We start from the raw sequence: 26,394 nt of genomic DNA, 5'->3' as shown, positions 1-26,394 counted from the left end.
ACACTGGCACTTTCCCATGCCCTTTTCCTTATCGTATCAGAATAACTTTTCTGGCCAGGCTCTCTTTACCTGAGTAGAGCTTTATGGTATACAAGCCAGGAGGCACATTCTCGAGCGGGAACGCAACTTCTTTTGCGTGCACAGCACGGGAGAAAATCCGTACGCCCAGGTTATTGTAAAGCTCTATCTGGTCGATGACGGCTTTTGAACTGATGTGCACGTCCCGCTGCGTAGGGTTTGGGTACAGCATGGCAAAACCTTTACCGGCCGGGGTGCCTTCTACCATAAGCTTTACGGTGACAGGCTCTGACTGGTGCGTTCCAGCCAGCACCGCATAAGTGAAAGTAACCTCGCCTGCCTTCCCATCTTCCGGCACGTACACAAAGCCCCCGTCACGGTAGAGTATAAGCTGGCCATGCTCCGGTCCTTTGTGCAACACGGCCTCCATGCGGGTACCGTCCAGCGACAGGTCGTTTTGCAGTACCCCCTGGCTTGCGCGTACTTCATTTAACTGGTCCAGCTGCACAGGGTATGTATCCTGTTTTGCGATCGGGTTGCCGGGCAGGGTAGGCAGGTATTGGCTGGCGATCTCATAGGATGCCTTTTTGTGCTCTACTGCCAGGCGGGTGTCAGTCCAGTTGTCCCATTTGAACCTTGAGGTTGTTTCGTAGCTTTTGTCCTTGTAAAATACGGTAAGGGCTATGCCGTCCGATGTTCTTTCCTGGTATCCTGCAACAGCCTGGTCATCGTGCATCACGGCAGCAGAGCTGGGATCGGTAAAGTTAAGCAGCGTCCAGGGGAGCTTTATTTCGACAGACGATTCAGTTAAAGTAACAGCGTCCATGGATGTGGGGGGTAAGCCCAGGCGGTTGACGCGCAGGCTGCCGATGTACTGCACCTCCCGGTCGTTGTTGTTATTGCGCCAGCGCACTATGTTCCAGGGAGCACCTGTGGTAGCCGTAGAGCGGTACAGCTGCTTCGGAGAGGAGGTCTCGTGCCAGATGCCGTAAAGGTCATAGGCTTCGGTTACGTACAGTTCGGCTTTATAATTGGTGATCATCAGGGCAAACTCAGCCCTGTTCCGAACCTGTTTTCCGTTAGGCAATACTTTCTCCCCCAATCCGGCATCATAGGTATCCAGGGCGACCCAGAGGGTGTCATCTACACTCAAGGGAGCCTGAATGGCAAGCTTTAAATTCAGGAATGCAAAGTCAGCGCCAGCCTCAACGGCTTTGATCGGGCAGGTGGCGCACATCTGTTCCCAGGCCTGCGTGGCAGGGCCCGCCTTTTTAAACCCGAGCAGGCCGAAGTTCTGCTCGGCGGCGGTTACGTTATGCCAGCGTGCGCGCTTTTCAGGGTTGAAGTCCATGGGGTCTGTGATCCACGTGCGCTTAAACCATTCATCCATCAGGGCGAACTGAATGCCTCCGCCACCGCCAGCAGCTGCTATGTTGCGAAGCATGCGCAGGTTGTGCTTGCCCTGTGTTTCCTCATCCATGCCACCATGGTGGATGCCGCTCTGCGCATAGTGCGCCGTGCCCCAGCTGGAAGGCGCCCCGAACTCGCCAATGATGAGCGGCATGTGCCTGTAGTGCTGCTTTAGTGCCCGCAGGTAACCCAGGTAACTGTTCTGCCCCAGGTAATCAGAGGCAGTGGCATAAGCCGGGTCCTGGCTCACGAAGTCCGGGTAATAAGGGTAGGCATGGTAGGTGGCAAAGTAACCGGCCTTCGCCTTCGAGAGGTCCATCTGCGAGACATCGATGGTGGCCATGTCCTCATAGCGGTTGGCTTCGCCGGCGTGGTACAAGGGGTCTAAGGTTGGCCAGCTTGAAAAACTGACAGGACGTTGGGTTTGGTACAGGTCCGTTTCCCGGGCCACTAGTTTATCCAGGTGTTTTACCGTCCAGGTTTCTGCAGCAGTAGCCTGGGTGATAGAGAGGTAGCGGCCCTGGTAGGAGGTATCGCCGGCATGGCGCTCATTGGTGTTAACCACTTCTGGCGGGTGCACTTCACGCCCGATGATGTAGCCCAGCAGCCACCTGGAGGCATCGGTTTTATAGGTGCCATAGGCTTTCCCATACCGGCTGGCGATTACCCTGTTGCCGTGTACAGCGTCTATGTTCTCTTCTATCTCCTGCTCAAAGTAGGGGCTAAGGGTGTAAAGGTCGTGGTCGTAGCCTTCTACCTCTTCCTCCAGCCATATGCCCTGGAAAAAGAAGAGCGGTTGCTGCGGGTTTGCGAGGTTAAAAGAGTCGAGTACTTCATAAAAGTGCGGATAGTGCAGGGTATAGAGCCTGATGTTGTTGAAACCTGCTTCCCGTATGAGTTGGAACCACCGGCCATAGTCGGCCCTGCTAGCCGCAAGTTCGCCCGGGAAAGTACCGGGGGTGGCGATACCCATGTTAATGCCCTTGATAAAGAGGGGAACATACTTCTCCCCATTCCAGACAGTAAGGCTTGTACTGTTCGTGGAAAAAGGAATGGATGGGGCAGTATGCTGTTGGGCCTTGGTACAATAACTAAAAAGTAACAGGGAAAAGCAAAGCGCTAGACGAAGAGGGTAAAGCTGTTTCAATTACAGGTTGTTAAAGGTAATAAATTACAAACGCAGCAGCTAGAGGTTGACCGGTCATCGTAAATCACCCTTTAAAAGAGAAAGAACTATACAACCGTACCTTGCCTGCTGGTGCAGCAAATATAAAGCGCAGCCATATAGCTTTTCTGATATTTATAAAAGATACCCGATATTAAATTGGGATAGAGAGATAAGGCGAAAGGAAACAAGAGCTGACCGCTTTGTTCAGCGTGCAGATAAACCCGGGTGTACGGTCATCAGAGCGTCTTTTGTTGCAGTTAGCTCCCCGCTTTCAGGGTGCTTGTTGTGACGGTGGCTGTGGTTACAAAAGCGGAAAGGGAGCCAGCCGGCTAGGCAAAGCCGCGCTTAAAGGGGCAAAGACTCTTTGCAGCTATAAAACTATGCAGGGTCAGCTTTTAAAATACACGGTAAAGGTTGAGCCGACGCCTACCTCACTTTCCACTTCTATCCGCCCATCCGCATTCTCTACGATCTTCTTCACCATGTACAGGCCGATGCCGGAGCCTTCCACGTGGTCGTGCAGGCGGCCGAACATGGAAAAGAGCTTTTGCTTGCCGGCCAGGTCCATGCCCAGTCCGTTGTCCCGAACAGAAAGGGCAATGTATTCCCCTTCCTGCTTGCAGTAGAGCTGTATGCGGGGTTTGCGTTCTGGCGAGCGGTACTTTACGGCATTGGAGAGCAGATTGTAGACCACAGAGCGCAGGTTCTTTTCGGAGAAGTGGATTCCAGGGCATGCCGCAATATCCACGTCCAGCTGTGCATCCACCGCTTCCAGTTGGGAAGACAGGTCGAGCCTTACATCCCGCACCACATCCGACAGATTAACCTCTACAGGCTCCTGGTTGTTTTCCTTTTGTAGTTTGCTCACTTCTGTCAGGTGCTCGATGGTGCGCTTGAACCGCGTTATCGAGTCCTCGATCATACCTGTCACACCTTCCAAACCCTCAGAGGACAGGACCGGGGTGGGGAGGGTATCGGTGAGAAGCCGCAGGAGTCCTTCAATGTTATAAATCGGGGCCTTCAGGTCATGCGAGGCCGTGTACACAAAGTTATCCAGGTCTATGTTGGTGCGCCGGAGTTGCTCGTTTGCAGTTTTCAGCTCCTCGTTGATGGCGGCTAGCTCCTTTGTCAGGGCCAGGGCCTCCTTTTCCCTTTCTTCTATTTGTTGGCGGGCCTGTACTTGCTCTGTCACGTCGCTTACCAGGGTAAAAAATCCAGCTACCTTCCCCTCTTGTATGTCCGGGATATAACTGGTATGGATATATTTTACAAAGTCCTCCCGATACGGCATCCTGCTGTCGAAGTCCAACCGCTCCCCAGCCAGTGCTCTGTCGATATACTCTTTTACTCCCTTATAAGCTTTTTCCCCAACCACTTCGCGCACAGGGCGGCCCAGCAGTTCTTTTGATTTAAGCGGAAACCAGGATTCATAGGCCTTGTTCGCAAACCGGTACTTCTCTTCTTTGTCCAGGTAGCCGATCAGCACGGGCAGGGCATCGGTGATGAGCTGTAAGCGCTCTGCGCTTCGCTCCGCCGCCTGCCGGGCCTCCACTTGGTCTGTTACCTCAAAGGCAAAGATGATAATGCCGTCTACCTTGTCTTGTTCGTCCCGCCGCGCTTGCAGGGTATAATTGAAGTAGCGTTCTTCCAGGGGAGCCCCCTCATACCGGGCGACGGGAATGAGTTCCTCTTTTTTCACGATGGTCTCTCCCGTGCGATAGACCTGCCGCAGGAGGTTGGCAAAGGGCTGTGCTGCCAATTCTGCCAAAGCTTCACTCAACATGGAGTTACCTAACAGCTTTCGCCCTGGCAATAGCTGCTGGTAAGCAGGGTTCACCAGATCAAAAACAAAACGCTCCCCAGCCAGAATCGCAATAGGGGCGGGGGCTTCCATAAAAAGCTGGTGCAGGCGGTTTCGCTGTGCTTCCGTTTCGGCTTTCGACAACTGTAGCTCCCGGGTCCTGACCATTACCTGCGCTTCCAGTTGCTGGTTCAGGTCCTGAAGGGCGAGTTGGGTGTCCGACAACTCTTCATAAGCGGCTCTGATCTCCTCGTTGGCTGCTGTCAGCTGCTCGTTCAGTATTTGCAGGTCCTGCTCCCGTTGCTCTATCTTTTGGCGGGCCTCTACCTGCGCGGTCACCTCGTAGGCGTACACCAGCACACCGTCTGTTTCTCCAACAACATTCCGGGTAGGCTGATACGTGAAGTTATAGTAGTTGTGCCCCAGGCCACCCGTATTGTCATGGTCGAGCTGTACCTTCATCTCATCTGTATGAAAGCTCTCGCCGGTACGGTACACGTGGTCTAACAGCCCGAAAATAGGTTGCCCGGCCAGCTCGGGCATGGCCTCGGCAATGGGTTTGCCCAGCAGGGGGCGGTCTCCTACCAACTGCTGATAGGGCGGGTTCACTAATTTAAAAACGTGCGCTGGCCCTTCAAAAATGCAGATCATGGCCGGCGCCCGCATAAAGACCTCGTAAAGCTTCTTCCGCTCCAACTCTGTTTCTGCACGGGCAGAGGCCAGTTCCGCATTTGCTAATTCCTGCAAGCCCTGGGCTTGTTCTAGCTGCTGCTCGTACTCCTTTACCTGCTTTTGGGCCAGTACCTCGCTGGTGACGTCAATTGTTTTGTGGATGATGTACTGAATGTTTCCTTCCCCGTCCAGCACCGGGGTGTGGGATGAGCGCCAATACTTCTCCTGAAAGGCCCCGACCTGCCCGGGCTCCAGGATGTCGTAGCGCAGCAGGCCCATTTCATGCGGCTGCTTGTGCGCGAGCACCCATTCCAGGGAGTACCGCAGATTCGTAGTCGCCTCCGAATGCTGTAGTGCCGGGTTGTCTGGGAATATGTCGAACACAAGTCTGCCCTGGATCTTTTCCCGCTCGGTGTAGGTTGCCTTCAGGTAGCGTGCACTGGCCGTGAGAATAATAAAGTCCGGCGACAGAATCAGGTACAGATCCGGTACAGTTTCTAGCAGGTGGAGCACTTCTGGTGTAAGGGAAGCGACTTGTGTCATGGTTGTCTTCAATGTTTTAAGGATGCCGGATCAGTCACTGGTTTTGCGGTACATGAACGTGGATGAGCAGTGGGAGGCAGATCTTCGACACCTTTGGCTTGCTGTCACGATTGGGTGCTTTACCGTCATCCATTTATATGCCTCAATATCAACTTTTTTGTTCAAATCTGCAATTTGATCGGATAGGGCAATGGGTGAAAAGCGTTGAGCTAAAGCGTAGGCCAACCTTAGAAAGTCAAACAGGAAGTACTAAAATCTATAAATATAGGCCTATTCCTAATTCCTTTTTACCTATTTTGCTACCGCTTATAAGGAAGCAGGGAGACCTGACCCCTTTAAGTTTAGGGCTTTTGCGGAGTTTATGTCCGTTATACTGGCGCTGCTTTAAAACCAGGGTGGAACTTTTGCTTCCTGTTTACTGCTTGTCACGCATACTTCTCTACCTGAGAAGCGGTTACGTGGTAAAGTAAGGCGCATTTGCAGGAACTGAATCAGGGTGAAAACAGCAAGCCCTCTGGGGGCAAAGCGTCGGCATTGGGAAAGAACAAAATTTTTAATTTAAATACGGAACAGATGAAAAGAGCAATGCTTTACACCTTGTCCTGCTTTTGGGTACTGTGTACCATGGCCGGTTGTGGTAAAGAAGAGGAAGAGAGTGCAGTAGAACTGCCCACCCAGGTAGACATTACCGTAAAGAATGCGGCTGGCGCTACCGAAGCCAACCGGAACGTGCTGTTGTTTAAAGACCCCTCCACCACAACAAGCGGGCGTACCCCTGCCAACGCCTTAAAAACCGTGGCCACAAACTCAGCCGGCTTAGCCCGGTTTAATTTGCAGAGCCTCCCTAGCCTTGCTCCAAAGGGTACCCTGTACTTTACGGTGCTGAAGGGGGCTGAGAATAAGGTGCTGGGTTCTGTGGCAGTGAACTACACGAAAGGGGAGACCCTGGCCAAGGAGCTGGTGATTGAGGAGGGAGCTGCCCCTGCGCCTAGCCCGGTAGCGGGTTATAAGCACGGTTACTTCCCTGCCACTGTAACACATGAGCTGGCCATGAGTGAGTACGAGCGCTGGAGAAGTACCCAGGTGGTGGCTTGTAACGATGGCCTGCGCGTGATTGCCGACCCTGCGGCTGAAACAAAAGTAGAAGCCATCGGCTTCGGCCTTTTGCTGTCGGCTTATGCCAAAGACAAGGACACCTTTGACGGGCTCCTGAAGTTTTACAACGCCAAACGCACGCCGACGGCGGCAAACATGATGGCCTGGTCTGTTACCTGCAGCGGGATAAACGACCCGGGCAGTGCCACCGACGGCGACATAGACGTGGCTTTTGCGCTGATCGTGGCTGGCAAGCACTGGGGCAGTGCCTACACCGACGCGGCGAAAGAGATTCTGCAGATCATCAAAACAAAGTTGATCGTGCAGTGCAGCGTGAACGGGAAAAGCATTTACATCCTGGCGCCAGGCTATTCGAACATTGCCTGGGGAGGGTGCGGCATGACGGACCTGATGTACCACACTCCGGCCTTCTTCAGGGTCTTCGCCACCGTAACCGGTGATAACATCTGGGCCCAGCTGGCGGACGACACCTACACTTTACTGGAGGGCAGTGCTCACCCGACCACTGGCCTGGTGCCAGACTGGCAAACAGCCAGCGGCACGCCAGGGCCTGGTGGCAGAGCAGGGCACTTCGGCTACGATGCCTGCCGTGCGCCGTGGCGCTTGACCTTAGACTACCTCTGGAATGGAAACGCGAAAGCCGAAGCCTGGAGCCAGAAGGTTTCTGGCTGGGCAGAGCAGGTAGGGCCAGCCAATATCGTGGATGGCTATGAGCTGAACGGAACGCGCATAGGCAAAAATGGGCTGAACAGTGCCTTTCTGGGAGGCTTTACGGTAGCCGCCATGAGCCACAGCCAGGCACGTGTCGATAAATTTGGCACCGAATTGAGCAAACTCCGGGATAACTACTGGTTTAACCTGAATACGCGTGTCTTATACCTCTTCACCTTAACAGGTAATTTCTGGGATCCACTGCAAGAGTAAAAGCCTACGCTGTATCATAAAAGGGCCGTGGGTGAAAGCTATAAACATTGTAGCTTTCACCCACGGCCCTTCTCTTTTACATCCCCTGGCCTATGTGCTCGGGCACTACAGGCTTGAGAAACTAATGTTTAAGCGGCAACTTAAAACAGCTTTTGTGCGAGAGCTTTGTCATGGCCGTACAGGTCATCGCGGAAGTGCACCTCGCCGTCGTCTCCTACCCAGGCGGTAAAATACACCAGGTACACCGGCACGTCCTCTTCCAGGTTCACACGCTGCTGCTCGCGGGCATTCATGGCACGGAGCACCTGACTTCTGCTCCAGCCTTTATCCTGCAGTAGGTAAGTTGCCAGGTCGGCGGGGCGTTCCACCCGCACACAACCGTGGCTAAAGTCGCGGTCCCGCTCAGAGAACAAGTGATCCGCCGGAGTGTCGTGCAGGTACACGGCATACTCGTTCGGGAACATGAACTTCACGCGGCCCAGGGCATTGTTGGCGCTCGGGCGCTCCCGGATGCGGTACTCGAAGTTCTGTGCGGTCATGGTGTTCCAGTTCACGCGGCTTACTGGTACCCGATCAGCGTTAGCCCCGAAGGTCGTCACCATTTCCATATTATTACGCTCCAGCCAGCCCAGGTCGCGCTGTAAGTGTGGCTTTATGTCTTCCTCCACAATGCTATTGGGTACGTTCCAGTAAGGGGAAAACATCAGGTACTGGATTCTATGGCTGAAGACAGGGGTGGAGTTCATGGTTTCGCCCACCACTGCCTTCATCTGCATCACTTCTTCGCCATTCTCCATCACGCGCACCCGAAAGGCCGGGATGTTCACCATCAGGTAACGCTCATCGTCTCCCTTCGGGTCCAGGTCTTTAGGGAGCCAGCGCCAGCGCTCCATGTTCACCAGTATCTGGTCGATGCGCTCGTCTACGCTCACGTTCAGCGCCTTATAGGTGTTCGGACCCAGCACGCCGTCTACCACCAGGCCATGGTGCTGCTGGAAATCCCGGACGGCTTGCTCCAGGCGTGCGTCATATACATAAGCAGTGGAGTCCTGCCGGTTAATGGGCTGTTGCGGAAACAGGCGGCGGCGTACATCCAATACTACCTTGGCGGTGTCGTTCAGTTTCACGATGCCTTCGCCCTGCACTTTTGGCCAGCCGCCGCGTTCCTGTATTTGGCGGTACTCTACCAGGGCATTGCGCAACTTCTGGTAACCTTCGTGGATGGCGTCAAACTCGTAAAAAGGGTTGTTCTCTCGTTCCTGCAGCACCACTTCCAGGGCTTTGTTCAGCTTGATCCTGTTCTTCTTCACTTCCCACTCAATGGCGGCAGCACTGTGCGGGTCTACCTCCCCCTTATAAAAGTCAGAGGCATAGTTAAAATAGGAGGCTGTGAGGGCCAGGTCCAGTTCCTGCTTCTTTTGTGCTTTCTGTGGGGAAGATGCCGACAAAGCAGTGTAGTCGCGCGACATCTCGCGCAGGTCTGATAGGCTATAGGCCTTTGGGTTCAGGCCGTGTTTGTTTGCTTTCTCGATGGCTGCTATCAGCTTATCCGCCTGCGGTATCAGCCTGTCGTTCTCAAACCAGGCCAGCCGGTAATCGCGGTCCTGGTAAAACTGCTCCACCAGGTCGAGCTGGTGCCTGAACTCCCGTTCATGGCCAATGTACTCCTCCAGGTAAGTGCTGTCTACTTTAGTGGCGCTCCCTATCGTATTGGAGTTGCCTGGCAGTTTGGCCGGGGTAGCACCTGTGCTCAGGAAGGGCACGAGCAGCAACAGCAGGCCGAGTAGGTAGTGGGGGAAAGGGATATCTATGTTTGTTCTCTTCATATTTGTTTCGGTTTTCGGTACAATTAATTGACAAGCCCAAACACGCCAGCCACCTCTAGGGTGGCGGAATGTGAAATTGAATTTTTACGGGCATTGCCTATATAAATACAAAAACTAGGCCTGATATGTTTAATATTTCCGTTGTTTTAAGTATAAGATACCAGCGTGGGCAGAGGGAGATACTGATTTATGCAGGCAACAGGAGGGGAGGAAGTTGCATGAAGAAGGTCAAGAAAGCCTGCTGTTGCAGCTGTAGACGAGAGGGAAAAGAAAGGAGCTTTTAAGGAGATCTTATGCACACTGGAGTGTATAGAGACTTAGCGTAACAGGAGGGAAATACGAAAGTTGGCACGGTACCCCATCAACAAAAAGCCCTGCAGCAACAAACTGCAAGGCTTTGGTATTAAGTATGTAGTGTCGATTATCCTCGTTCAGGGATATACTGCACTACATCCATGTCATAGTATCTTACATAAATGTCATTGTATTCCTCTTCGTCCAGAATACCGTCATCATCACCTTCTACCCAAAGTGCGTAAATACCGTCAGCGTATTCTCGTTCTTCCAGTACGCTATCGTTGTTGGCATCCCAGTCCGTAAACATAGCTGTGTTACCAAGTCCGGCACCGAATTCGTTCTCGTCAATCAGGTTATCATTGTTGGTGTCCCAACCAGTCCATACCCAAGTGTCATTACCAGCGAAACCATAATCATTTACGGCTGTGTTCCACTCGTTCTCATCCAGCTGGTTATCATCGTTGATATCCCAGGTGTCGTAAAAGGCACCGTAATACTCGTTCTCGTCGAGCAGGTTGTCATCGTTGGCGTCCCATTCCTCGTAAAGTCCGGTTGTGTTCAGATCAGAATAGAAGGCATCCTCTTCAACACCAGCAACTGTTGCTTCTTCAGCAAGTCCGGTTTCACCACCAAAAGTTGCCGTCTCTTCTGTGGCCACGCCTACTTCATCCTCTACTGCGCCGGCTTCATCATTGGAGCAAGAGGCTAATCCTATTGTTACACCAAAACATAAACCAATCTTCCACAATCGTCCTATATTCATTATATTCTTTTTCATAATTTTAAAGTTTTGTTAAACATCGCTTGTATTTATAGTTTACGGGGTTCAAAGCGAGATGGGTTACATTTAATTGCACTTGTTTATCAATTACTTGCCTCTGCTAAGCAAAATTAAGAAGCAATTTGTGTATCGGTAAAGTACTAAAACATGCATGAGCAGCAGGCTTTTGAGCAGCACCGTTCGTAGCCTAAAACCGGCTGTGATCTGCACCTCGGGTAAAGTTCCTTTTCTCTTGCAGAACCCTCCTCAGGCAGAACGAAGCTTTCCCTGCTTAAAAAGGCCATTTTGCTGTGCAGTGCCTACGCTTGGCCCCAAAAACAGCAAAAGCCCTGCAGGCTAAAGCTGCAGAGCTTCTTACTGGTATAATTCTTTTTATTAACCTCTTTCAGGGTTGTACTGCACGACGTCCATGTCAAAGTACCTTACATATAAGTCGTTGTACTCATTCTCGTCCAATATACCGTCATCGTCGGCATCATTCCATAAGCCAAAGATACCCTCGGTATACTCTCGTTCTTCCAGCACATTATCATCATTCATGTCCCAGTCAGAGAACAGACCTGCGGTTCCGAGTCCGGTACCAAACTCATTCTCATCAATCAGGTTATCGTTGTTGGTATCCCAATCAGACCACCCCCAAGCGGTGTTATCGTCGAAGCCAAAGTCACTCAGGGCTGTGTTCCACTCGTTCTCATCCAGCATGTTGTCGTCGTTGATATCCCAGGTGTCATAAAAGGCACCGTAGTACTCGTTCTCGTCGAGCAGGTTGTCATCGTTGGCATCCCATCCTTCGTAGAGCTCTGTGGTGGTCAGGTCGGTATACAGCTCATCGGCGTTTACACCTAGGGCTACCGTCGTTGTGGTTTCGTCAGCATCGTAGTCGTAGGCAGGTTCTTCCTCCATGGGCGTGGTACCTTCAAACGTACCTGTTTCTTCTGTCTCTACGCCTAATTCTTCAGACTCCTGAACAACGCCTGCACCTTCGTTGGCACATGACACGAGGCCTATGGTCACACCCCACACTAATCCCATTTTCAAGAGCTTTCCTATATTCATTATATTCTTTTTCATAATCACAAAGTTTTAGTTAAACATAACTTGTTATTGTGTTTTACGAAGCAAAAAGTGAAATTGGTTACATATCATCTGCTTGTTCATCAATTGCTTATATATTTTAAGGGGGCTATACAGGGGCCTGTAAGTGCAATGTAAAACGATGGGCAGGCTGCATTGGAGCCAGGGCTGAGAAGGGTGTAATTATGGTAGACGGGGTTAGAAGGTTAGTTTAGCAGGGAAGCGCTGCCGTGAGTGTGGGTATCCTTGCCGGCACATTCTTATGCCGGAAGTACCACTGTAAACATCGTTAATTCCGTATATACTCGGGAAGCGGGCGAGTGTAAAGATTTGGCCGTGGCGGTACAGTTGAACTGACAAGCAATAAATACATGAGGTTACTCTTCGGACTAATGCTGCTGCTGTGCTCCTGCGTCACCCAACGCCAGGCAGAAAAGTATTTCGATGAACACACAGCGGAGCTGGCCGACTATGTAGACAAGCATACCGCCTATACCCGGGAGCACGGGAGCGCCTACGCTGCCAAGCATTTCCCCGCCAGGTTCTATCCACCCGCTGTGTACACGCCTGCGCCTTTTACGCCCGGGAGGCTGCACCCTGCACTGGCCTTGGAGAGAAGGGAATCCTTGCTTCCTTTTCGTGCCCCGGCAAAATGCCCGGACTGTGTGGGTGAGCAGATCACGAAAACCGTTTACCTGAAAGACACAGCTGCGCTGGATGCGCTGCGGGTGGAGCTGTATCAGGAGCGACAGGCACGCGGAGAGATCAGGCGGCAGCTAAAGCGCACCGAAGCGGAGCGGGACTACTGGCAGGAAATGAACCGGAAGAAGTTCTGGGCTTTGATCGCCATGCTGGCTTTTGCCCTTTTGTACATCCTCTTCAAGATCCTGGCTGCCCGGGTGCGGGGATCCTAAACAATAAGGCATGGGGCACTTGCTGTTGCTGGTGAGTACCTGTGCTATTTTTCCATCAAGGAAAAGCTGTTTTTTAGAAGAGGCGCGAGCTACGGGCTTTTGCTAGGGGTGAAGCAGTCTGGCTTGCAGCATTAAGAGGGCCTGCCTGACCTCAGACTGCTTTCCAGTCTGCGTCATTCTGGTTCTGATGGATAGCGGCAAAGGAGCTGCGGGGCGGAAGGTCCAGGTAGGGGTAAGTAACCTTGGATAGGTAGAGGCCCTGGGGGTAGGCCGGTGCCAGGTGTTTGGGCTTGTTTTCCCCTGCCAGGTAACTTTCAAACGCATCCACGCTTAGTTTGCCCATTCCTATGCGAAGGAACTGCCCCACTAGGATCCGGATCATCCGACTCAGGTACCTGTTCGCTGAGATCTGAAAACGCAGGCGGTCACCATTCCGGTCGGTAAGCCATTGGGCAGCGGTAACATGGCAGATGGTACTGTCCTGCTCTGCCGGTGTCAGGCACAAATTCCTGTAATTGGTGTAGCGGGGGAGCAGGGCCGTGGCCTCCTTCATGGCATCCAGGTTCAGGTTACGCAAGAGGTAAAAGGAGCTCACATCGCTCAGAAAAGGGTCTTTGTAGGTATGGATAAAGTAATCGTAGCTTCTTTGGCTGGCATCAAACCGGGCGTGGGGCAGGCCTTCCATAAGGATGATATCGAACACAGCAATGTCCGGCGGCAGCACCTTGTTTAGCCGGTCCAACATGTCAAATTCCCAGGGCTTGTCGGCATCCAGGTGAAAGAAGAACTGGGTGGCATGTACCTGCGCATCCGTTCGGCCACAGCCCACGATCGCCACAGGCTTTCTGAGTATTTTGCCAAGGCACTCTTCTATTACCTGCTGCACCCCCAGGCCATACGGGTGGCGCTGCCAGCCCTTGTAGTTCCCGCCCTTATAAGCAATATGAAAAAAGTACCGCAAGCCCTTGTTGTTTCTCTTTGTTAAAGGCTGACAAGTTAGCACAAATTGGGGCAAACAATCCCCTGGATCAGGATTTACAGGATGTAAAAGAGGTAGGGGATGAAGGATAATGAAGAGGATACCTGTTGGGAGTGGGTCGATAAGGGATACCTCATAAGAACTCGCAGTGTCCGAAGGTCCTGAAAGCGTGTAACGCTACAAGGCTACACTTCGCCGTCCTTCTTTCGCCCAGGTGCTTGCAAGCGCAGCGCACGTTGCAGGGCCGTATGCTGGCGTTTCCATTCCTTCAAGTATCCTGCAGTGGATAGAGCAAGGCAGGGAAGGTCTGGTGGGGCAAGTAAGGGCGGGTAGATTTTTTATAGCTGAATTTGTTTACCTTCAGGCCTCACGAGTAGTAGCATGTCGAAATCCAAGAAACTTCAGAACGTAAGCATCGGGGAAGTATTCAAAACCATCATCTGGCCCCGCAAGAAATACCTGAGCATCGGGCTCGTGCTGATCATCATCAGCCGGCTGGCCGGGCTGGTCTTGCCGGGAGCCAGCAAGTACCTGATCGATGACGTGATCCCCAACAGCGACTTTGATATGCTGAGATGGCTGATCCTGGCTGTGATCACTGCCATCGTGATCCAGGCAGTCACTTCCTTTGCCCTGACACAGATTCTGAGCGTGGAGGCGCAGCACCTTATTTCCCAACTGCGGGCCAAGGTGCAGCGGCACATCATCCAGCTGCCCATCCGCTTCTTCGACAACACCAAAACCGGGGAGCTGGTGTCGCGCATCATGACGGATGTGGAAGGGGTGCGTAACCTCGTCGGCACCGGCTTTGCCCAAATGGTCGGCGGCGTGCTGACCTCGCTCATTTGCCTCGTGCTGCTGATCGTTATCAGCCCGCTCATGACCCTGTACGTGCTGTTTCCGGTGGCCATCTTCGGGCTGATCTCACTCAAGGCCTTCGGCAAGATACGGCCCATCTTTCGGGAGCGTGGGGTGATCAATGCCGAGGTGACAGGCCGCCTGACCGAGACCCTGGGGGGCGTGCGCGTGATAAAAGGCTTTAATGCAGAGGCGCAGGAGATCAAAACTTTTGAGGTGGGAGTGGAGCGTTTGTTCCAGAACATAAAGCAGAGCCTGACTACTACAAGCATGGTGACCTCGGCGGCAACTTTGTTACTGGGCCTGGCCTCGGCGGGCATCATGGGCATAGGTGGCTACCTGATCATGCAGGGACAGCTGACCTTCGGGGATTTCCTGGCCTTTACGCTGTACCTCGGCTTTATGATCGCGCCTATCCTGCAGATGAGCAACATCGGGAGCCAGTTTACCGAGGCCTTTGCCGGGCTCGACCGCACGCAGGAGATTCTGAACACCCCCGTGGAAAGTGTCATGGGAAACAGGACCCTGGAGTTAGACCACATTTACGGGGACATCGTGTTCGACAAGGTGTCCTTTGCTTATGAGCCGGGGAAGGAGGTCGTGCAGGAGATAAGTTTTAAAGCCCCTGCCGGTACCGTGACGGCCCTGGTGGGTACTTCCGGCTCCGGGAAGACCACCATTGCCGGGCTGGCCGCTTCTTTCCTGAACCCCGCCAGTGGTACCATTATGGTCGACGGGCACGACCTGCAAACGCTCAGCCTGCGGAGCTACCGAAGCCAGCTGGGCGTGGTTTTACAGGACGACTTTCTGTTCGAGGGCACGATACGGGAGAACATCCTCTTTCCGCGGCCTAATGCCACCGAAGCGCAACTGATGCAGGCCGTGCAGGCAGCCCATGTACGGGAGTTTACCGATCGTTTCCCGGAGGGCCTGGATACGCGCATCGGGGAGCGGGGCGTCAAGCTATCGGGCGGGCAGCGGCAGCGCATTGCCATTGCCCGGGCCGTGCTGGCCGATCCGCGCATCCTCATCCTGGACGAGGCCACCTCCAACCTCGACACCGAGAGCGAGAGCCTGATACAGGCCAGCCTCAAAACCCTGATGCAGGGCCGCACGACCTTTGTAATTGCCCACCGCCTCAGCACCATCCGGCAGGCCGACCAGATCCTGGTGATTGAGCAGGGCCGTATCGTAGAGCAGGGCAAGCACGAGGATCTCCTGGAAAAGCAGGGGCGGTATTACCAGTTGTACACTTACCAGGCGCGTATTTAAAGAAGGCCGGGAAAGCCATTGTTCTTGGGGGGAGAGCATCTAGTATTCTGTAGGAAGCCTGTCACTCTGTGTATATTGTTCGCGATAGCCTTTTGGTGTTATTCGTAAGTGTTGGGCTACAAATTTCTGGAAGGCAGCATCGCCACCAGGGAGTTTAGGGGGATACTCTGTGCCGGTATAAGCAGGCTTTAGGAGCGCGAGGGGAGGAGCTTCTGTCGCTTTCGCAGAGGGCTAAACCGGGGATGGCTGTCGTCGTTTAAAAAGGAAACCATTCACCAACACATCTAAAAAGCTATGGACAGACAAGACAGAAACCACTACGATCGCAACGATTACGAAGCTGACTACAGCGGGTACCGGGGCTACGACCGGAACGATGAACATTACCACAGTGCGCGAAACTTAACAAACCAGTTCGAGCAGGACTACCAGCGCGAAACAGGACGTTGGGATAATGACCGGGGCTCCTATGGCATCCGGCACACCTACCACGAGGGGAACATGGGCAATGCCTACGAACGCCTCAGAGGCGAAAGAGAAGGCGGCAGCGGGTATTCCAATTATCCGCGCAACGACAGGGGGCAAAACCAGCCTTACGCGGATACTTATGGCCGCGACCGCGACAGGTACCGCGATGCTAGGGGCGACTTCTGGGGAGGCCAGGATATGGATAGGAGAGACTGGGACCAGAACGTGCGAAGCAGCAGGTGGCAAGGCTACCGTACCACGGGGCACCCCAGTACCTATGACCCTTACACAAGGCAAAACAGAGATGACTACAGAGAGCAGGATGCTTATGCCGGCGACAGAGGCGGCTACAGCAATGCCTACGTAGGCGCTCGTTTTGGCGGGGCTGACGCAGGGTATAGCAACCGTAATTTCGAAGGGTACTACAGTGCTGGCCTGGACGATTCCTATGGGGACCAAAACTACGGTGGCGATCACGATTACAGGAATCGCCGGCGCGGTGACCTTGCCAACGATGACCTGTACGAGAGGGACCGCCGATCCAACACCGAAGACAGCTGGCTCGACAGCGACCGGCGCAGCGAGCAGTTCAGACAATAGCAAAGCCTGGTAGTTTATGTATATAATAACAGCCCTTGCTGTATGGCAAGGGCTGTTGTGTTTTAGGAAGGCTTTCTTTTTCTGTGACCGGGCAAGCTTCTGACAGGTATGGCGCGTTAGCTCCTTCGGAGGGCTGTGAGGGAATAAAAAAATATAGTTAAATTGGTAGCTTGTTTTTCGCCTTAACAAGAGCCTCCATGAGATACGCCTTCAAAAATGCTACCCTTGTCTTTCTTTTCGTTTCCCTCTTTTCTTCCTGTGCCCTAAAGCAGGCCACCGACTCTGCGGCAGAAGTGGCCCAGTGGGAGGAACAGGCCGCGCGCGTCACCATTGTCCGCGATGATTTTGGTGTGCCGCACGTGTACGGGAAAACGGATGCCGATGCGGTATTTGGTCTTTTGTACGCCCAGTGCGAGGATGACTTTAACCGGGTAGAGCGCAATTACCTGTGGGCCATTGGCCGACTGGCAGAAGTAGAAGGGGAGGAAATGCTGTACAGCGACCTGCGTGCCCGCCTGTACATGACAGAAGAGGAAGCGATTGCGCAGTACGAGAAGAGCCCGGAGTGGCTGAAGGAACTTTGCCGCGCCTTTGCCGACGGCATCAACTATTACCTGTATACGCACCCGGAGGTAAAGCCAAAGCTCCTCACGCACTTCGAGCCCTGGATGCCGATGTACTTTAGCGAAGGCTCCATTGGGGGTGATATCGAGAGTGTTTCCACCAAGCGAATCCAGGCTTTCTACGAAGAAAATAAGTCGCTGGGGCTGAACAGCTACGGGCATAGCCTGGTGCAGCCCGGCCTGTTGGAAGAGCCCAAAGGCTCCAACGGCTTTTCAATTTCCGGCCAGCATACTGCCTCCGGCAAAGCCATGCTGCTGATCAACCCGCATACCTCTTTCTTCTTCCGGGGTGAGGTGCATGCGGTGAGCGAAGAAGGGCTGAATGCCTATGGCGCGGTTACCTGGGGACAGTTTTTTGTGTACCAGGGCTTTAATGAAAAGACCGGCTGGATGCACACCTCCGCTTATGCCGACGTGATTGATGAGTTCGAGGAAACCATTGTAGAGCAGGAAGGCAAGCTCTTTTACAAATATGGCGAAGAGCTGCGCCCGGTGTCCACGAATGAAGTCACTTTATCTTACAAAGAAGGCGATGAAATAAAGCAGAAGACCTTCACGACTTACAGAACGCACCACGGGCCTATCACCCATAAAAACGGCGATAAGTGGGTGGCGACAGCCCTGATGTGGAAGCCATCTGAGGCCCTGATCCAGTCCTACACCAGAACCAAGAAGCGCAACCTGCAGGAGTTTGACGAAATGATGCAGCTGCGCACCAACTCTTCCAACGCCACAGTATATGCCGATGCGGACGGTAACATTGCTTACTACCACGGCAACTTCTTTCCGAGGCGCGATACCGCTTTCGATTACTCTAAACCAGTGGATGGCAGCAACCCGAAGACAGACTGGAACGGGCTGCACCCCGTAGAGGAAACCATCCGCCTGGTTAACCCGCCGAATGGCTGGATACAGAACTGCAATTCCACCCCTTTTACCAGTGCCGCCGAGTACAGCCCGAAGCAGGAGGACTATCCGGTGTACATGGCGCCATCGCCCGAAAACTTCCGGGGGGTACACGCCATTCGGCTTCTTCAGAAAGCCAACAACCTAACCCTCGATAAACTGATACAGCTGGCTTATGACCCTTACCTGCCGGGCTTTGAAGTGCTGATACCGGGCCTTGTAAAGGCTTATGACAAGCAGAAACCAAACGACCCGAAGCTGCAAGAAGCAATTAATGTGCTGCGCCGCTGGGACTATGCCGTATCGAAAGAGTCGGTGGCTATGTCGCTGGCCCATTTCTATGCCATCAACTCCCTGCGGAACGGCAGCGCTCCCAAAGGCCTGAGCCTGATGGAGCGTTTTGACCATTACACAAAGGTATCACCTGAGGAGGAGCGCCTGGCGCTATTCCGCCAGACCCTGGCCCAACTGGAGGAGGACTTTGGCCAGTGGAACACGCCTTGGGGCGAGATCAACCGCTACCAGCGCCTCAGCGGCGACATACAACAGGCCTTTAACGACACGCTGCCTAGTATTCCGGTAGGGCTGGCTTCCGGCAATTGGGGTGCCCTGGCTTCCTATGGCGCCAATGCTTACAATACCAAGCGCCTGTACGGTACCTCCGGCAACAGCTTTGTGGCTGTAGTGGAGTTTGGGGACAAAGTAAAGGCCAAGACCTTGCTGGCTGGTGGCCAGAGCGGTGATCCTGCCTCGCCTCATTTCGCAGACCAGGCGCAGCGCTATGCCGATGTACAGTTCAAGGACGTGGCCTATTACCGCGAAGACGTGGAGAAGAGAGCCAAAGCGACCTACCACCCCGGGGAAGCAGCAAACAAATAAGCTGCTTTGTTAATGTATGAACGTGTATGCTAAGGTGGCAGGAGCGGGTGTTTGCGTCAGAGAAGGTGGATAGGCTTTGCTTTGTATGGTCAGACGCATGCGGGAGCTGTGCACACCGCGAGGTCTGGTTTAGCGAGAGCGTTAACGCGGCTGTATGGGAGGAAGCTTTGTGCAGGTGGTAGGCGCGTTCCCACTTTCGTAAGATGAAAACTTGCTACCATTTCTTCCCACCAGTTCCCGCTTTACTTCAATGGGCGGCGACCTAAACTGGCGGGTACGAAGGAGCACGTAGAAGCGAAGAGGTATTAGAAAATGGAGTAGCCGGTGAGGGTGGTGAGGCGCTCCAACGCTGCCATGCCCCGGGCAGAGTTGCCTTTGGGGTTTAGCGGGGGGCTCCATACGGCTACGGCATAATGGTTCGGGTGTACGGCCACGATTCCTCCGCCCACGCCGCTTTTGCCCGGCAGGCCTACTTCAAAGCTAAACTCACCGGCTTCGTCGTAAAATCCGCAGGTCTGCATAAGGGCGTTGATGCGTTTTACCTGCTGGCCTGTCAGCAGTTGTTTTTCTGAGTTCAGCAATTTCCCCTGGTTGGCAAACACGAGGAAAGCTTTCGACAGCTCTTTGCAGGACATGGCCACCGCGCATTGATGGAAATAAAAGTCCAGTACTTCCTCCACATCGTTGCGGATGTTCCCGAAAGACTTCAGGTAATTTACCATGGCCACATTCCGGTACCCTTCCGACTTCTCAGAAGCAGCCACCGTCTCGTTATAGCTGATGCTATCATCGCCGGTTAGTTCGTGCAGAAAAGTAAGGAAGGCCTCTTTCGGGTTGCTCAGCGAGGAGATCAGCACGTCGGCCACCACCAGTGCCCCGGCATTGATAAACGGATTGCGGGGGATGCCGAAGTTATCTTCCAGCAGCGACAGGGAGTTAAACCGGGCACCGGAAGGCTCCACCCCCACGCGTTTCCAGAGGTCATGGTCTATCATTTTCATGGCCAGGGCCAGGGAGAACACTTTCGAGATACTTTGTATGGAAAAGCGCTCCTCGTTGTCGCCAAAATAAAAGCTCTCACCCTGCAGGTCGTACAGGTGCATCCCGAACTTGTCGGCAGGCACTTTGGCAAGCTCCGGTATATAGGAGGCTACCCTCCCGGGGATGTCTCTCCCGGAGATTTCCTGTTGGATCTGATCCAGTATCTTTTGGTAATTTGTTAAACTAATGGCCATGGGCTGTTCTGAAGCAGATCTTTTCTGCCTTATGCTGTAAGGCAGTTTACTCCCTTCTGCGGCATAGTGTTTTACCTGCCCCAAGGCGACACCTGCTTCAAAGACTGTACTTCACTGTTTTAATGTTGAGCTAAAAGTTGCCGATGCTACCGGTGTGGCCAGTATTCTGGTGACCCTTGCCTTTACGGCACATGCCCCAGTAGTGAAACCTCTGTTTTCTGGAAGGAAAAGCCCCTGCTTTTACTTCTTTCGGGATTAAGAAGGAAACAAGCCAGGCCGGATGCTGCTAAACCAGGAAGTTCTTCTGCCGTTAGAAAAAGGAAGTACAATGCAAACCAAAGCTATTTCACGAAATGGACAGCAGATACAGAGACCTAAGCGGCGGCAACGAGCCCGGGCTGGATTACAACCGGTACCAGCGCGCGAGCCGAAACGACCATAACTTTTACACCAGAAACATAAGCGACCAGTTCGAACGGGACTTTCAGCGCGAAAGGGACCCCTGGAATGACGATGGCCGCTACCGCAACCAAAACACGAACCCGGAAAACAACAGGCACACGGGTTTCGAGGATCCTCGACGTGATTTCTACAACCATAACAGGAGAGAGGGCCACTACTACGCCGAACCTGCCGACTACCGGGGGAATGACCGGGACCGAAACAGCTCGGAGGCTTGTGGCCGGGATAGGTACAGCGGCTATGGCAATCGGGGCGACTACAGAAACGAATACAGAGGAGGGCAGGACCGGTACCGCAACGACCATAACCGAAATACAGGCTACGGCAGCAGCCGGCAAGCCTACGGCCGTTCTGGCTATGGCAACGATTATGACCAATACGCCGGCAGCGGATCTGGAGACCGGCAAGACTTTTACCCCGGCTCCGGAGGCGATGACAGAAGGTCGCGCCTTGCCGACGAACGGAGTAGCATCATCAGAAACGACTGGTACGGTCCGGACCGAAGAAGCTACCTACAGGAAAGATACTATTAGAAAATCCTCATGATCAAGTTAGAAGAGCCCTTGCTACCTGGTGAGGGCTCTTTTGTTTAGGGGTAACCGTTCCAAGCAGCATCTCCTCCTTTCATCTTTTGCCATCTCCTACATAGCCGAACGGCAGGCTGATCCCGCTTCACTGAAGGACCTGCAGCTTTACGAATCCTTGGCCTAGCTGTCCTGCTGCCAAACCAGCGGGGCCGGCTATCGTTAAACAGAAGATACTTTACGAACTAAACCTAATTAAACGCTATGGACAGACGATACAGGGATTTAAACGACCGCACCCGGCCCGGACTCGATTACGACCGCTACCAGCGTTCCGACCGAAATGATGACACCTATTATAATGCCAGACATTTAGACGAGCAGTTTGAGCGGGATTACCAGCGCGAAAGAGGCGGCTGGCACGATACCCGCAGCCAATACCCTAACAGCTACCAAAACGACAGAAGGGATAGCTTTGGGCAGGATTGGAGAGAAAGGGATAGCTTCAGGAACGACTTTGGCTACCAACGTAACGACCGGGACCGGGAAAGAAACTACTCCGGGAACTTCAGCCACGATCGCGATCGGTACAGCAGCTACCAGGATGACTTCCGGGGCGACCAGGGCCTGTACCGGGGTGACCGCGACAGGGACGAAAGCCTGCGCGGCAACATTCGCCAAGGCTATGGCATCTCCAGCTACGACGGCACCTCCGACCGCTTCAATACCTTGGACAGCGACAGGAACAGGGAAGGCGCCGGCGACGACCAGGTGTACTACTCCGGCGACAGGGATGGCTACGAAAGCTCCCGCTTCGGGGGCGGCATCGGCGACTCCTTCCCAGGATCTCACCGGGGCGTGCCCGACACCTCCTATGGCCTCGGCAACTTCTCCGATGGTTACAGTGTGGGCACAGGCAGCTCTTACGGCGGGAAGAACTATGGCGGCGGCACCGGCTATCAGACGGGCCACCGGGGCGGCTCCTTTGGTAACCATACCTATGGTAATTCAGCTGGCAACTACGGCGGCTATGGCTCGATGCAGGGAGGCACCTATGGCGGCCGCACCGGCCTTGGAGGCGATACCTCGCACAACTCCAACCGCTATATCAATGAGCTAGGCGGGTTTTCATAAAAGCAGGCCTTTTAGTCAGGAGCAGCCGTTGCCTTACAGCAGCGGCTGTTTTTGTTTGATGGCTGTGCGTATATCAGTTATCCTCTTCTACCCACACCTTCCGGGCAACTCCCATGCCCACCATGTTTCCCTCACCGCCACTACGCAGCAAGATCGCCACGTTTTGTCCGCGTTGTAGTTCGCTCAGGCTGATGGAGTTACCGTTCCCGTCCACAACATCAGTGGTGGGGAGCACGAGCACAAAGGCCCGGTCGTAGCGGGAGTATTGCGAAGGAGTGCCTTCTACCTCCAGCACCACCTGTCCCTGGTCGTAGCGACTTGTGTTGATGATTCCCCTGATATCCACGCGTTGCGGCACTCCGTTCCTGTTTCCTGCTGCGGTACCCATTGGCGTGGTACTGCCCTGGCAACCAGCCAGCCACAGGGAGGCGAGGAGGGAAATGGCCAGCAGGCCTTGATGTATGTGCTTCACACCCATTTGCTTATTTTTTTGTTTCATCCTTTGTTTAACGGTAGCCAGCTGAGGCGGGATATGCTGTTCTTCTTGTGTCAGAACAGCTTGCCTTAACGCCGCAGCAACTGGGTAAAAACCTGGCTGCGATAGGTCTAAAAGAGCATGGAAAGAAACGCGCAGAACGGGTAGAAGAACAGTCCTTTCTAGCGTCATCCCCAAGCCAGAAAATTGGCGCTGCTTCTCAGCTGATCCAGGTCTCCCTGCCTGCTGCTAAACCAGTAAACCCGGCTTCCGTTAAAACAGAAAACACATATGTCTAAACAAACCTAAAAAACTATGGACAGACGATACAGGGATTTAAACGACCGTACCCGGCCCGGACTCGATTACGACCGCTACCAGCGTTCCGACCGAAATGATGACACCTATTATAATGCCAGGCATTTAGAGGACCAGTTCGAGCGGGACTACCAGCGCGAGCAGGGCGACTGGAATAGCCGTGAGCAGGGCGATTGGAATAGCGATGACCGCTACCGCAACCAATACATGAACCGCGGCGACAACAGAGGCAGTGCCTACGGCAGGTACCGGGAAGAGGACCGCGACGATGGGTACCGGGGCGATTACCAGTGGGATGATAACCGGAAGCGCACCTGGAGTTACACCGGCATCTACGACCGCGACCGCGACCAGAGCATGGATTACGGGTACGGAGACAATACTAGGGGAAACGTGGGCCGCTACGACACAGACCGTGACAGAAATACAGACTACGGCAGCAGATGGCAAGGCTATGGTACCTCCTCAAACTATTACAACGACTATGACCGCTATGCGGACAGAGGAACAGGTGAGCGGCAGGATTTTTACCCTGGCTCCCGTGGAGGCTACAACGGTTCTGGCTATGCTTATCAGAACTATGGCAACAGCGCAAATTTCTCCGACCGTTACGGATCGCCTGACGATTCCCGCTACGGCAGTGGCTTTGGCAACCGAAACGACGACAGGATGACAGATGATGACCGCGACAGGTACTGGTCAGACAGGTATTAGGCGTAACACACCTCTTAAAACAAAACAGCCGCTGCGGAAAACAGCGGCTGTTTTGTTTGCGGGGAATAGGTCCTGTAAGGGAAAGGTCCGGATTGCGACACTTGCAGGGGCACAGAGCAGGTCGATAGTACTGTGGTCAGGCTGGAGGTCTGCCGCAGCGGAATCGTGTTAACATAATAAATAAACTGTAGAAATAAGCCGGTTGTGCTAAAGCCTTGGGGAGCAGCGTCAGGGTATAATTTAACTTTATATTAAAATAAACGTTAATGGCCATAAGCAAACAGCTGTTTTATAACTATTTGTAAATTTTGTTGCATAACATGTTCCACCTAAAGCGACACCAGTTTGGAAAGATTCTTAGGAAACATTAGTCCACAGCTTTTCGCTGTCCTGCGGTTTGTAGCAGGTAGCATGTACGCCATGCATGGCTCCCAGAAATTGTTTGGCTGGCCGGGAGACGGCAACACCGTAGAGCTGGCCTCGCTCATGGGGCTTGCTGGCATCATCGAGTTTGTGGGCGGCCTGCTGATCGCTTTTGGTCTTTTCGCCAGCTGGGCGGCCTTTATTGCCAGTGGCCAGATGGCCGTTGCCTTTTTTATGGCACACGCCCCGCAGGGCTGGAACCCGTTGGTGAATGAGGGGGAGAAGGCGGTGCTGTACTGCTTCCTTTTCCTGTACATCGCTGCACACGGGGCCGGCGTCTGGAGTGTGGATGCCGCCCGCAAAAGCAGCAGAAGGCAAGACAGCTTCGCCCATCATCGCTAAGCCTGTTTCCTGCCTGGCAGAACTACATTGTGTAGTAGCGCTGTATTAAGAGCACGGAACTGGCAAGGGTAGCCTGCCGGGGGATAGGCCGGAACAGGAAGCGCCCGCAAAAGGAGCAGGTTGACGAAGATCATGTATTTGAATGACACAGGTAATTTTTAAGCCCCTGTATAACGCGCACCTTTATGCCCATCCTGGGGGAGCCGAGAGCAAACCTATAGTCAAAACCTTAAAACTAAACGTTATGCCCATGAAGACTTTTTTAGTTCCAACCGATTTCTCCGATAATTCCCGCAGAGCCCTTGCCTATGCCTGTGACCTGGCCAGAAGAGTGGATGCCAGGGTCGTAGTTTGCCACGTGTACGATAAGACCTCGTTCTTACCCGGCTTCAATGCATCTGAGCAGCAAGCTTATAAAGAGGAGGCCCAGCAGAAGTTAAACGACTTAATAGCCAGCGCAAACAGCGAGGGCGTGCAGACAGAAACGCTGGTGCGAAAAGGAGACACCGCCGATGAGATCGCCGGGGCCATAGAAGCCTATGGCGTTTCGTTGGTGGTAATGGCAACTGCTGGCGGAAAGAGCTTTACGAAAAGAGTGTTCGGCACCACCACAGAAGCCATTGCCAAGCGCGGGCTATGCCCGGTGCTGGCCTTACCGGAGAGCGGTACAATTAAACCGATCGAGCATATTGTGTACGCGGCCGACTTCGAAAACGGGGACCAGGTAACAGCCCTGCAGCTGGTGCAGTTAAAAGAGCTGTTTAACGCCTCCTTAACTTTCCTGCACATCAAGAGCAAAAAGCAGCCAGACTACATTGATGACGAGTATGTGAAACAGGGCTTGCTGGAGCAATTCCCGCAGGCAGAGATACAGTTCATAGAGATTGCCAACGATGACGTAGCCGAAGGCATCACCCGTTTTGTGCAGGAAAACAACACGAGCTTACTTGCCTTCACCATTCTGCACCGGCACTTCCTGGAGCGCGTCACCCACAACAGCGTGTCGAACAAGCTGCTGCAGAACCTCAACCTCCCCATGCTGGCGCTCCCGGAAAACGGTACCCTGCTGGACCTAAAGCGGCAGACCGATTCCGAAACCAGGAGAGCGTAGAAAGCCGGCTACCTCAAATAGCAGGGAAACAGAGCGCTAGCTCAGCGTTCGGTATCATAAACCAAAAGAGCAGGTGCTGCAAAGTGCCTGCTCTTCTTATTTTAAAAGTAGAAGGTTAGCCCATACCGGAAGACCGTTTTTCTCCTGCTCTGAACCCCAGGCTCAAGCTTGTAGAACTGCCGGTTACCCACAGTTCTTCTTCGTCCAGGTCGTAACCCAGTTTTTAAGACTTCCGGAAACCGTACGGCACAGTCAATCATTCAGCTCTTTCTTTTGCTTTACCGTGTCCAACCACCCCCGGCCCCTCCTTATCCAAGGAGGGGCCGGGGGTGGTTGGACACGGCACTATAGAAAGAGGACGCTCTTCCCGCTGAGCCGTTACCCGAACAGCACTTTTGCTGTAGTCTGTTTTTTTGTACAGCACGACAGGAATTGCTCACAAGGAGAGGCAGGCTTCAAGACCAACAGTCCTTTCCTGGTTATGCCTGCACCAAGAGTTTTAGGGGGCAGGAGAAGGGGCAAATGCC

The 26,394-nt window shown here is 53.5% G+C and carries 19 protein-coding genes; 11 read left to right on the top strand and 8 right to left on the bottom strand.

The genetic code is table 11. The features are described from left to right. Window positions 1-28 precede the first annotated feature (28 nt). Together CHB92_RS16230 and CHB92_RS16225 are read right to left on the bottom strand one after the other, a co-directional pair. A complete protein-coding gene (locus tag CHB92_RS16230; protein ID WP_106219142.1) occupies window positions 29-2,401 on the bottom strand; it encodes a T9SS type A sorting domain-containing protein in 2,373 nt (790 codons plus the stop codon). A 583-nt stretch (window positions 2,402-2,984) separates the two neighbouring features. Further along, entirely contained in the window at window positions 2,985-5,612 is a 2,628-nt protein-coding gene (locus tag CHB92_RS16225; RefSeq protein WP_144266333.1) for a PAS domain-containing protein, read from the bottom strand. A 573-nt stretch (window positions 5,613-6,185) separates the two neighbouring features. Between CHB92_RS16225 and CHB92_RS16220 the strand changes: the two genes are divergently transcribed. Beyond that, window positions 6,186-7,652 (top strand): glycosyl hydrolase family 8, encoded by a 1,467-nt coding sequence (locus tag CHB92_RS16220; RefSeq protein ID WP_144266332.1) that lies wholly within the window; start codon window positions 6,186-6,188, stop codon window positions 7,650-7,652. 140 nt (window positions 7,653-7,792) lie between these two features. Here CHB92_RS16220 and CHB92_RS26395 read toward each other — a convergent pair whose 3' ends face one another. The 3 genes from CHB92_RS26395 to CHB92_RS16205 all read right to left on the bottom strand — a co-directional run bounded on the left by CHB92_RS26395 (window position 7,793) and on the right by CHB92_RS16205 (window position 11,627). Beyond that, complete coding sequence (locus CHB92_RS26395) at window positions 7,793-9,478, bottom strand: L,D-transpeptidase family protein (protein ID WP_089320279.1); 1,686 nt, start codon at window positions 9,476-9,478, stop codon at window positions 7,793-7,795. 421 nt (window positions 9,479-9,899) lie between these two features. Further along, the gene (locus CHB92_RS16210) at window positions 9,900-10,553 is read right to left on the bottom strand and encodes a hypothetical protein (protein ID WP_106219140.1); all 654 of its coding nucleotides are present in this window, start codon (window positions 10,551-10,553) and stop codon (window positions 9,900-9,902) included. A gap of 378 nt (window positions 10,554-10,931) precedes the next feature. Beyond that, window positions 10,932-11,627, bottom strand: a complete 696-nt coding sequence (locus CHB92_RS16205; RefSeq protein ID WP_089320277.1) for a hypothetical protein — start codon at window positions 11,625-11,627, stop codon at window positions 10,932-10,934. Between the two features lie 374 nt (window positions 11,628-12,001). Between CHB92_RS16205 and CHB92_RS16200 the strand changes: the two genes are divergently transcribed. Then, the gene (locus CHB92_RS16200; RefSeq protein WP_144266331.1) at window positions 12,002-12,544 is read left to right on the top strand and encodes a hypothetical protein; all 543 of its coding nucleotides are present in this window, start codon (window positions 12,002-12,004) and stop codon (window positions 12,542-12,544) included. Between the two features lie 151 nt (window positions 12,545-12,695). On the opposite strand, the gene CHB92_RS16195 is transcribed toward CHB92_RS16200, so the two are convergent. Next, on the bottom strand, window positions 12,696-13,505 hold the full coding sequence (locus tag CHB92_RS16195; RefSeq protein ID WP_089320275.1) for a tRNA pseudouridine synthase A: 810 nt from the start codon (window positions 13,503-13,505) through the stop codon (window positions 12,696-12,698). Window positions 13,506-13,904: 399 nt separating this feature from the next. On the opposite strand from CHB92_RS16195, the gene CHB92_RS16190 reads away from it, so the two are divergent. From CHB92_RS16190 to CHB92_RS16180, 3 genes are all read left to right on the top strand, one after another. Then, window positions 13,905-15,653: an ABC transporter ATP-binding protein gene (locus tag CHB92_RS16190; protein WP_089320274.1), complete on the top strand. Its 1,749-nt coding sequence runs from the start codon at window positions 13,905-13,907 to the stop codon at window positions 15,651-15,653. Between the two features lie 294 nt (window positions 15,654-15,947). Then, on the top strand, window positions 15,948-16,721 hold the full coding sequence (locus CHB92_RS16185) for a hypothetical protein (protein WP_089320273.1): 774 nt from the start codon (window positions 15,948-15,950) through the stop codon (window positions 16,719-16,721). A gap of 197 nt (window positions 16,722-16,918) precedes the next feature. Next, complete coding sequence (locus CHB92_RS16180) at window positions 16,919-19,129, top strand: acylase (protein WP_089320272.1); 2,211 nt, start codon at window positions 16,919-16,921, stop codon at window positions 19,127-19,129. 305 nt (window positions 19,130-19,434) lie between these two features. Here the strand turns inward: CHB92_RS16180 and CHB92_RS16175 are convergent, their stop codons facing one another. Continuing rightward, window positions 19,435-20,364 (bottom strand): glutaminase, encoded by a 930-nt coding sequence (locus CHB92_RS16175; protein ID WP_089320348.1) that lies wholly within the window; start codon window positions 20,362-20,364, stop codon window positions 19,435-19,437. A 353-nt stretch (window positions 20,365-20,717) separates the two neighbouring features. On the opposite strand from CHB92_RS16175, the gene CHB92_RS16170 reads away from it, so the two are divergent. Both CHB92_RS16170 and CHB92_RS16165 read left to right on the top strand, forming a co-directional pair. After that, entirely contained in the window at window positions 20,718-21,359 is a 642-nt protein-coding gene (locus CHB92_RS16170) for a hypothetical protein (protein ID WP_089320271.1), read from the top strand. Between the two features lie 255 nt (window positions 21,360-21,614). Beyond that, window positions 21,615-22,484, top strand: coding sequence for a hypothetical protein (locus CHB92_RS16165; RefSeq protein ID WP_089320270.1), 870 nt, complete (start codon window positions 21,615-21,617; stop codon window positions 22,482-22,484). Window positions 22,485-22,557: 73 nt separating this feature from the next. Here the strand turns inward: CHB92_RS16165 and CHB92_RS16160 are convergent, their stop codons facing one another. Next, window positions 22,558-22,983 (bottom strand): hypothetical protein, encoded by a 426-nt coding sequence (locus tag CHB92_RS16160; RefSeq protein WP_089320269.1) that lies wholly within the window; start codon window positions 22,981-22,983, stop codon window positions 22,558-22,560. Between the two features lie 47 nt (window positions 22,984-23,030). Between CHB92_RS16160 and CHB92_RS25895 the strand changes: the two genes are divergently transcribed. The 4 genes from CHB92_RS25895 (at window position 23,031) to CHB92_RS16140 (ending at window position 25,867) form a co-directional block, all read left to right on the top strand. After that, window positions 23,031-23,258, top strand: coding sequence for a hypothetical protein (locus tag CHB92_RS25895; protein ID WP_089320268.1), 228 nt, complete (start codon window positions 23,031-23,033; stop codon window positions 23,256-23,258). 16 nt (window positions 23,259-23,274) lie between these two features. Beyond that, a complete protein-coding gene (locus CHB92_RS16150) occupies window positions 23,275-23,991 on the top strand; it encodes a hypothetical protein (RefSeq protein WP_089320267.1) in 717 nt (238 codons plus the stop codon). A gap of 345 nt (window positions 23,992-24,336) precedes the next feature. After that, entirely contained in the window at window positions 24,337-24,756 is a 420-nt protein-coding gene (locus CHB92_RS16145) for a DoxX family protein (protein WP_089320266.1), read from the top strand. Window positions 24,757-25,006: 250 nt separating this feature from the next. Continuing rightward, window positions 25,007-25,867 (top strand): universal stress protein, encoded by an 861-nt coding sequence (locus tag CHB92_RS16140; RefSeq protein ID WP_179223078.1) that lies wholly within the window; start codon window positions 25,007-25,009, stop codon window positions 25,865-25,867. Window positions 25,868-26,394 lie beyond the last annotated feature (527 nt).

Origin of the sequence: Pontibacter ummariensis (assembly GCF_900188175.1) — a bacterium.
GTDB classification, from domain to species: Bacteria; Bacteroidota; Bacteroidia; order Cytophagales; family Hymenobacteraceae; genus Pontibacter; species Pontibacter ummariensis.
The sequence above is the reverse complement of the archived record's forward strand: the minus strand, read 5'-3'. Positions and strand labels throughout refer to the sequence as shown.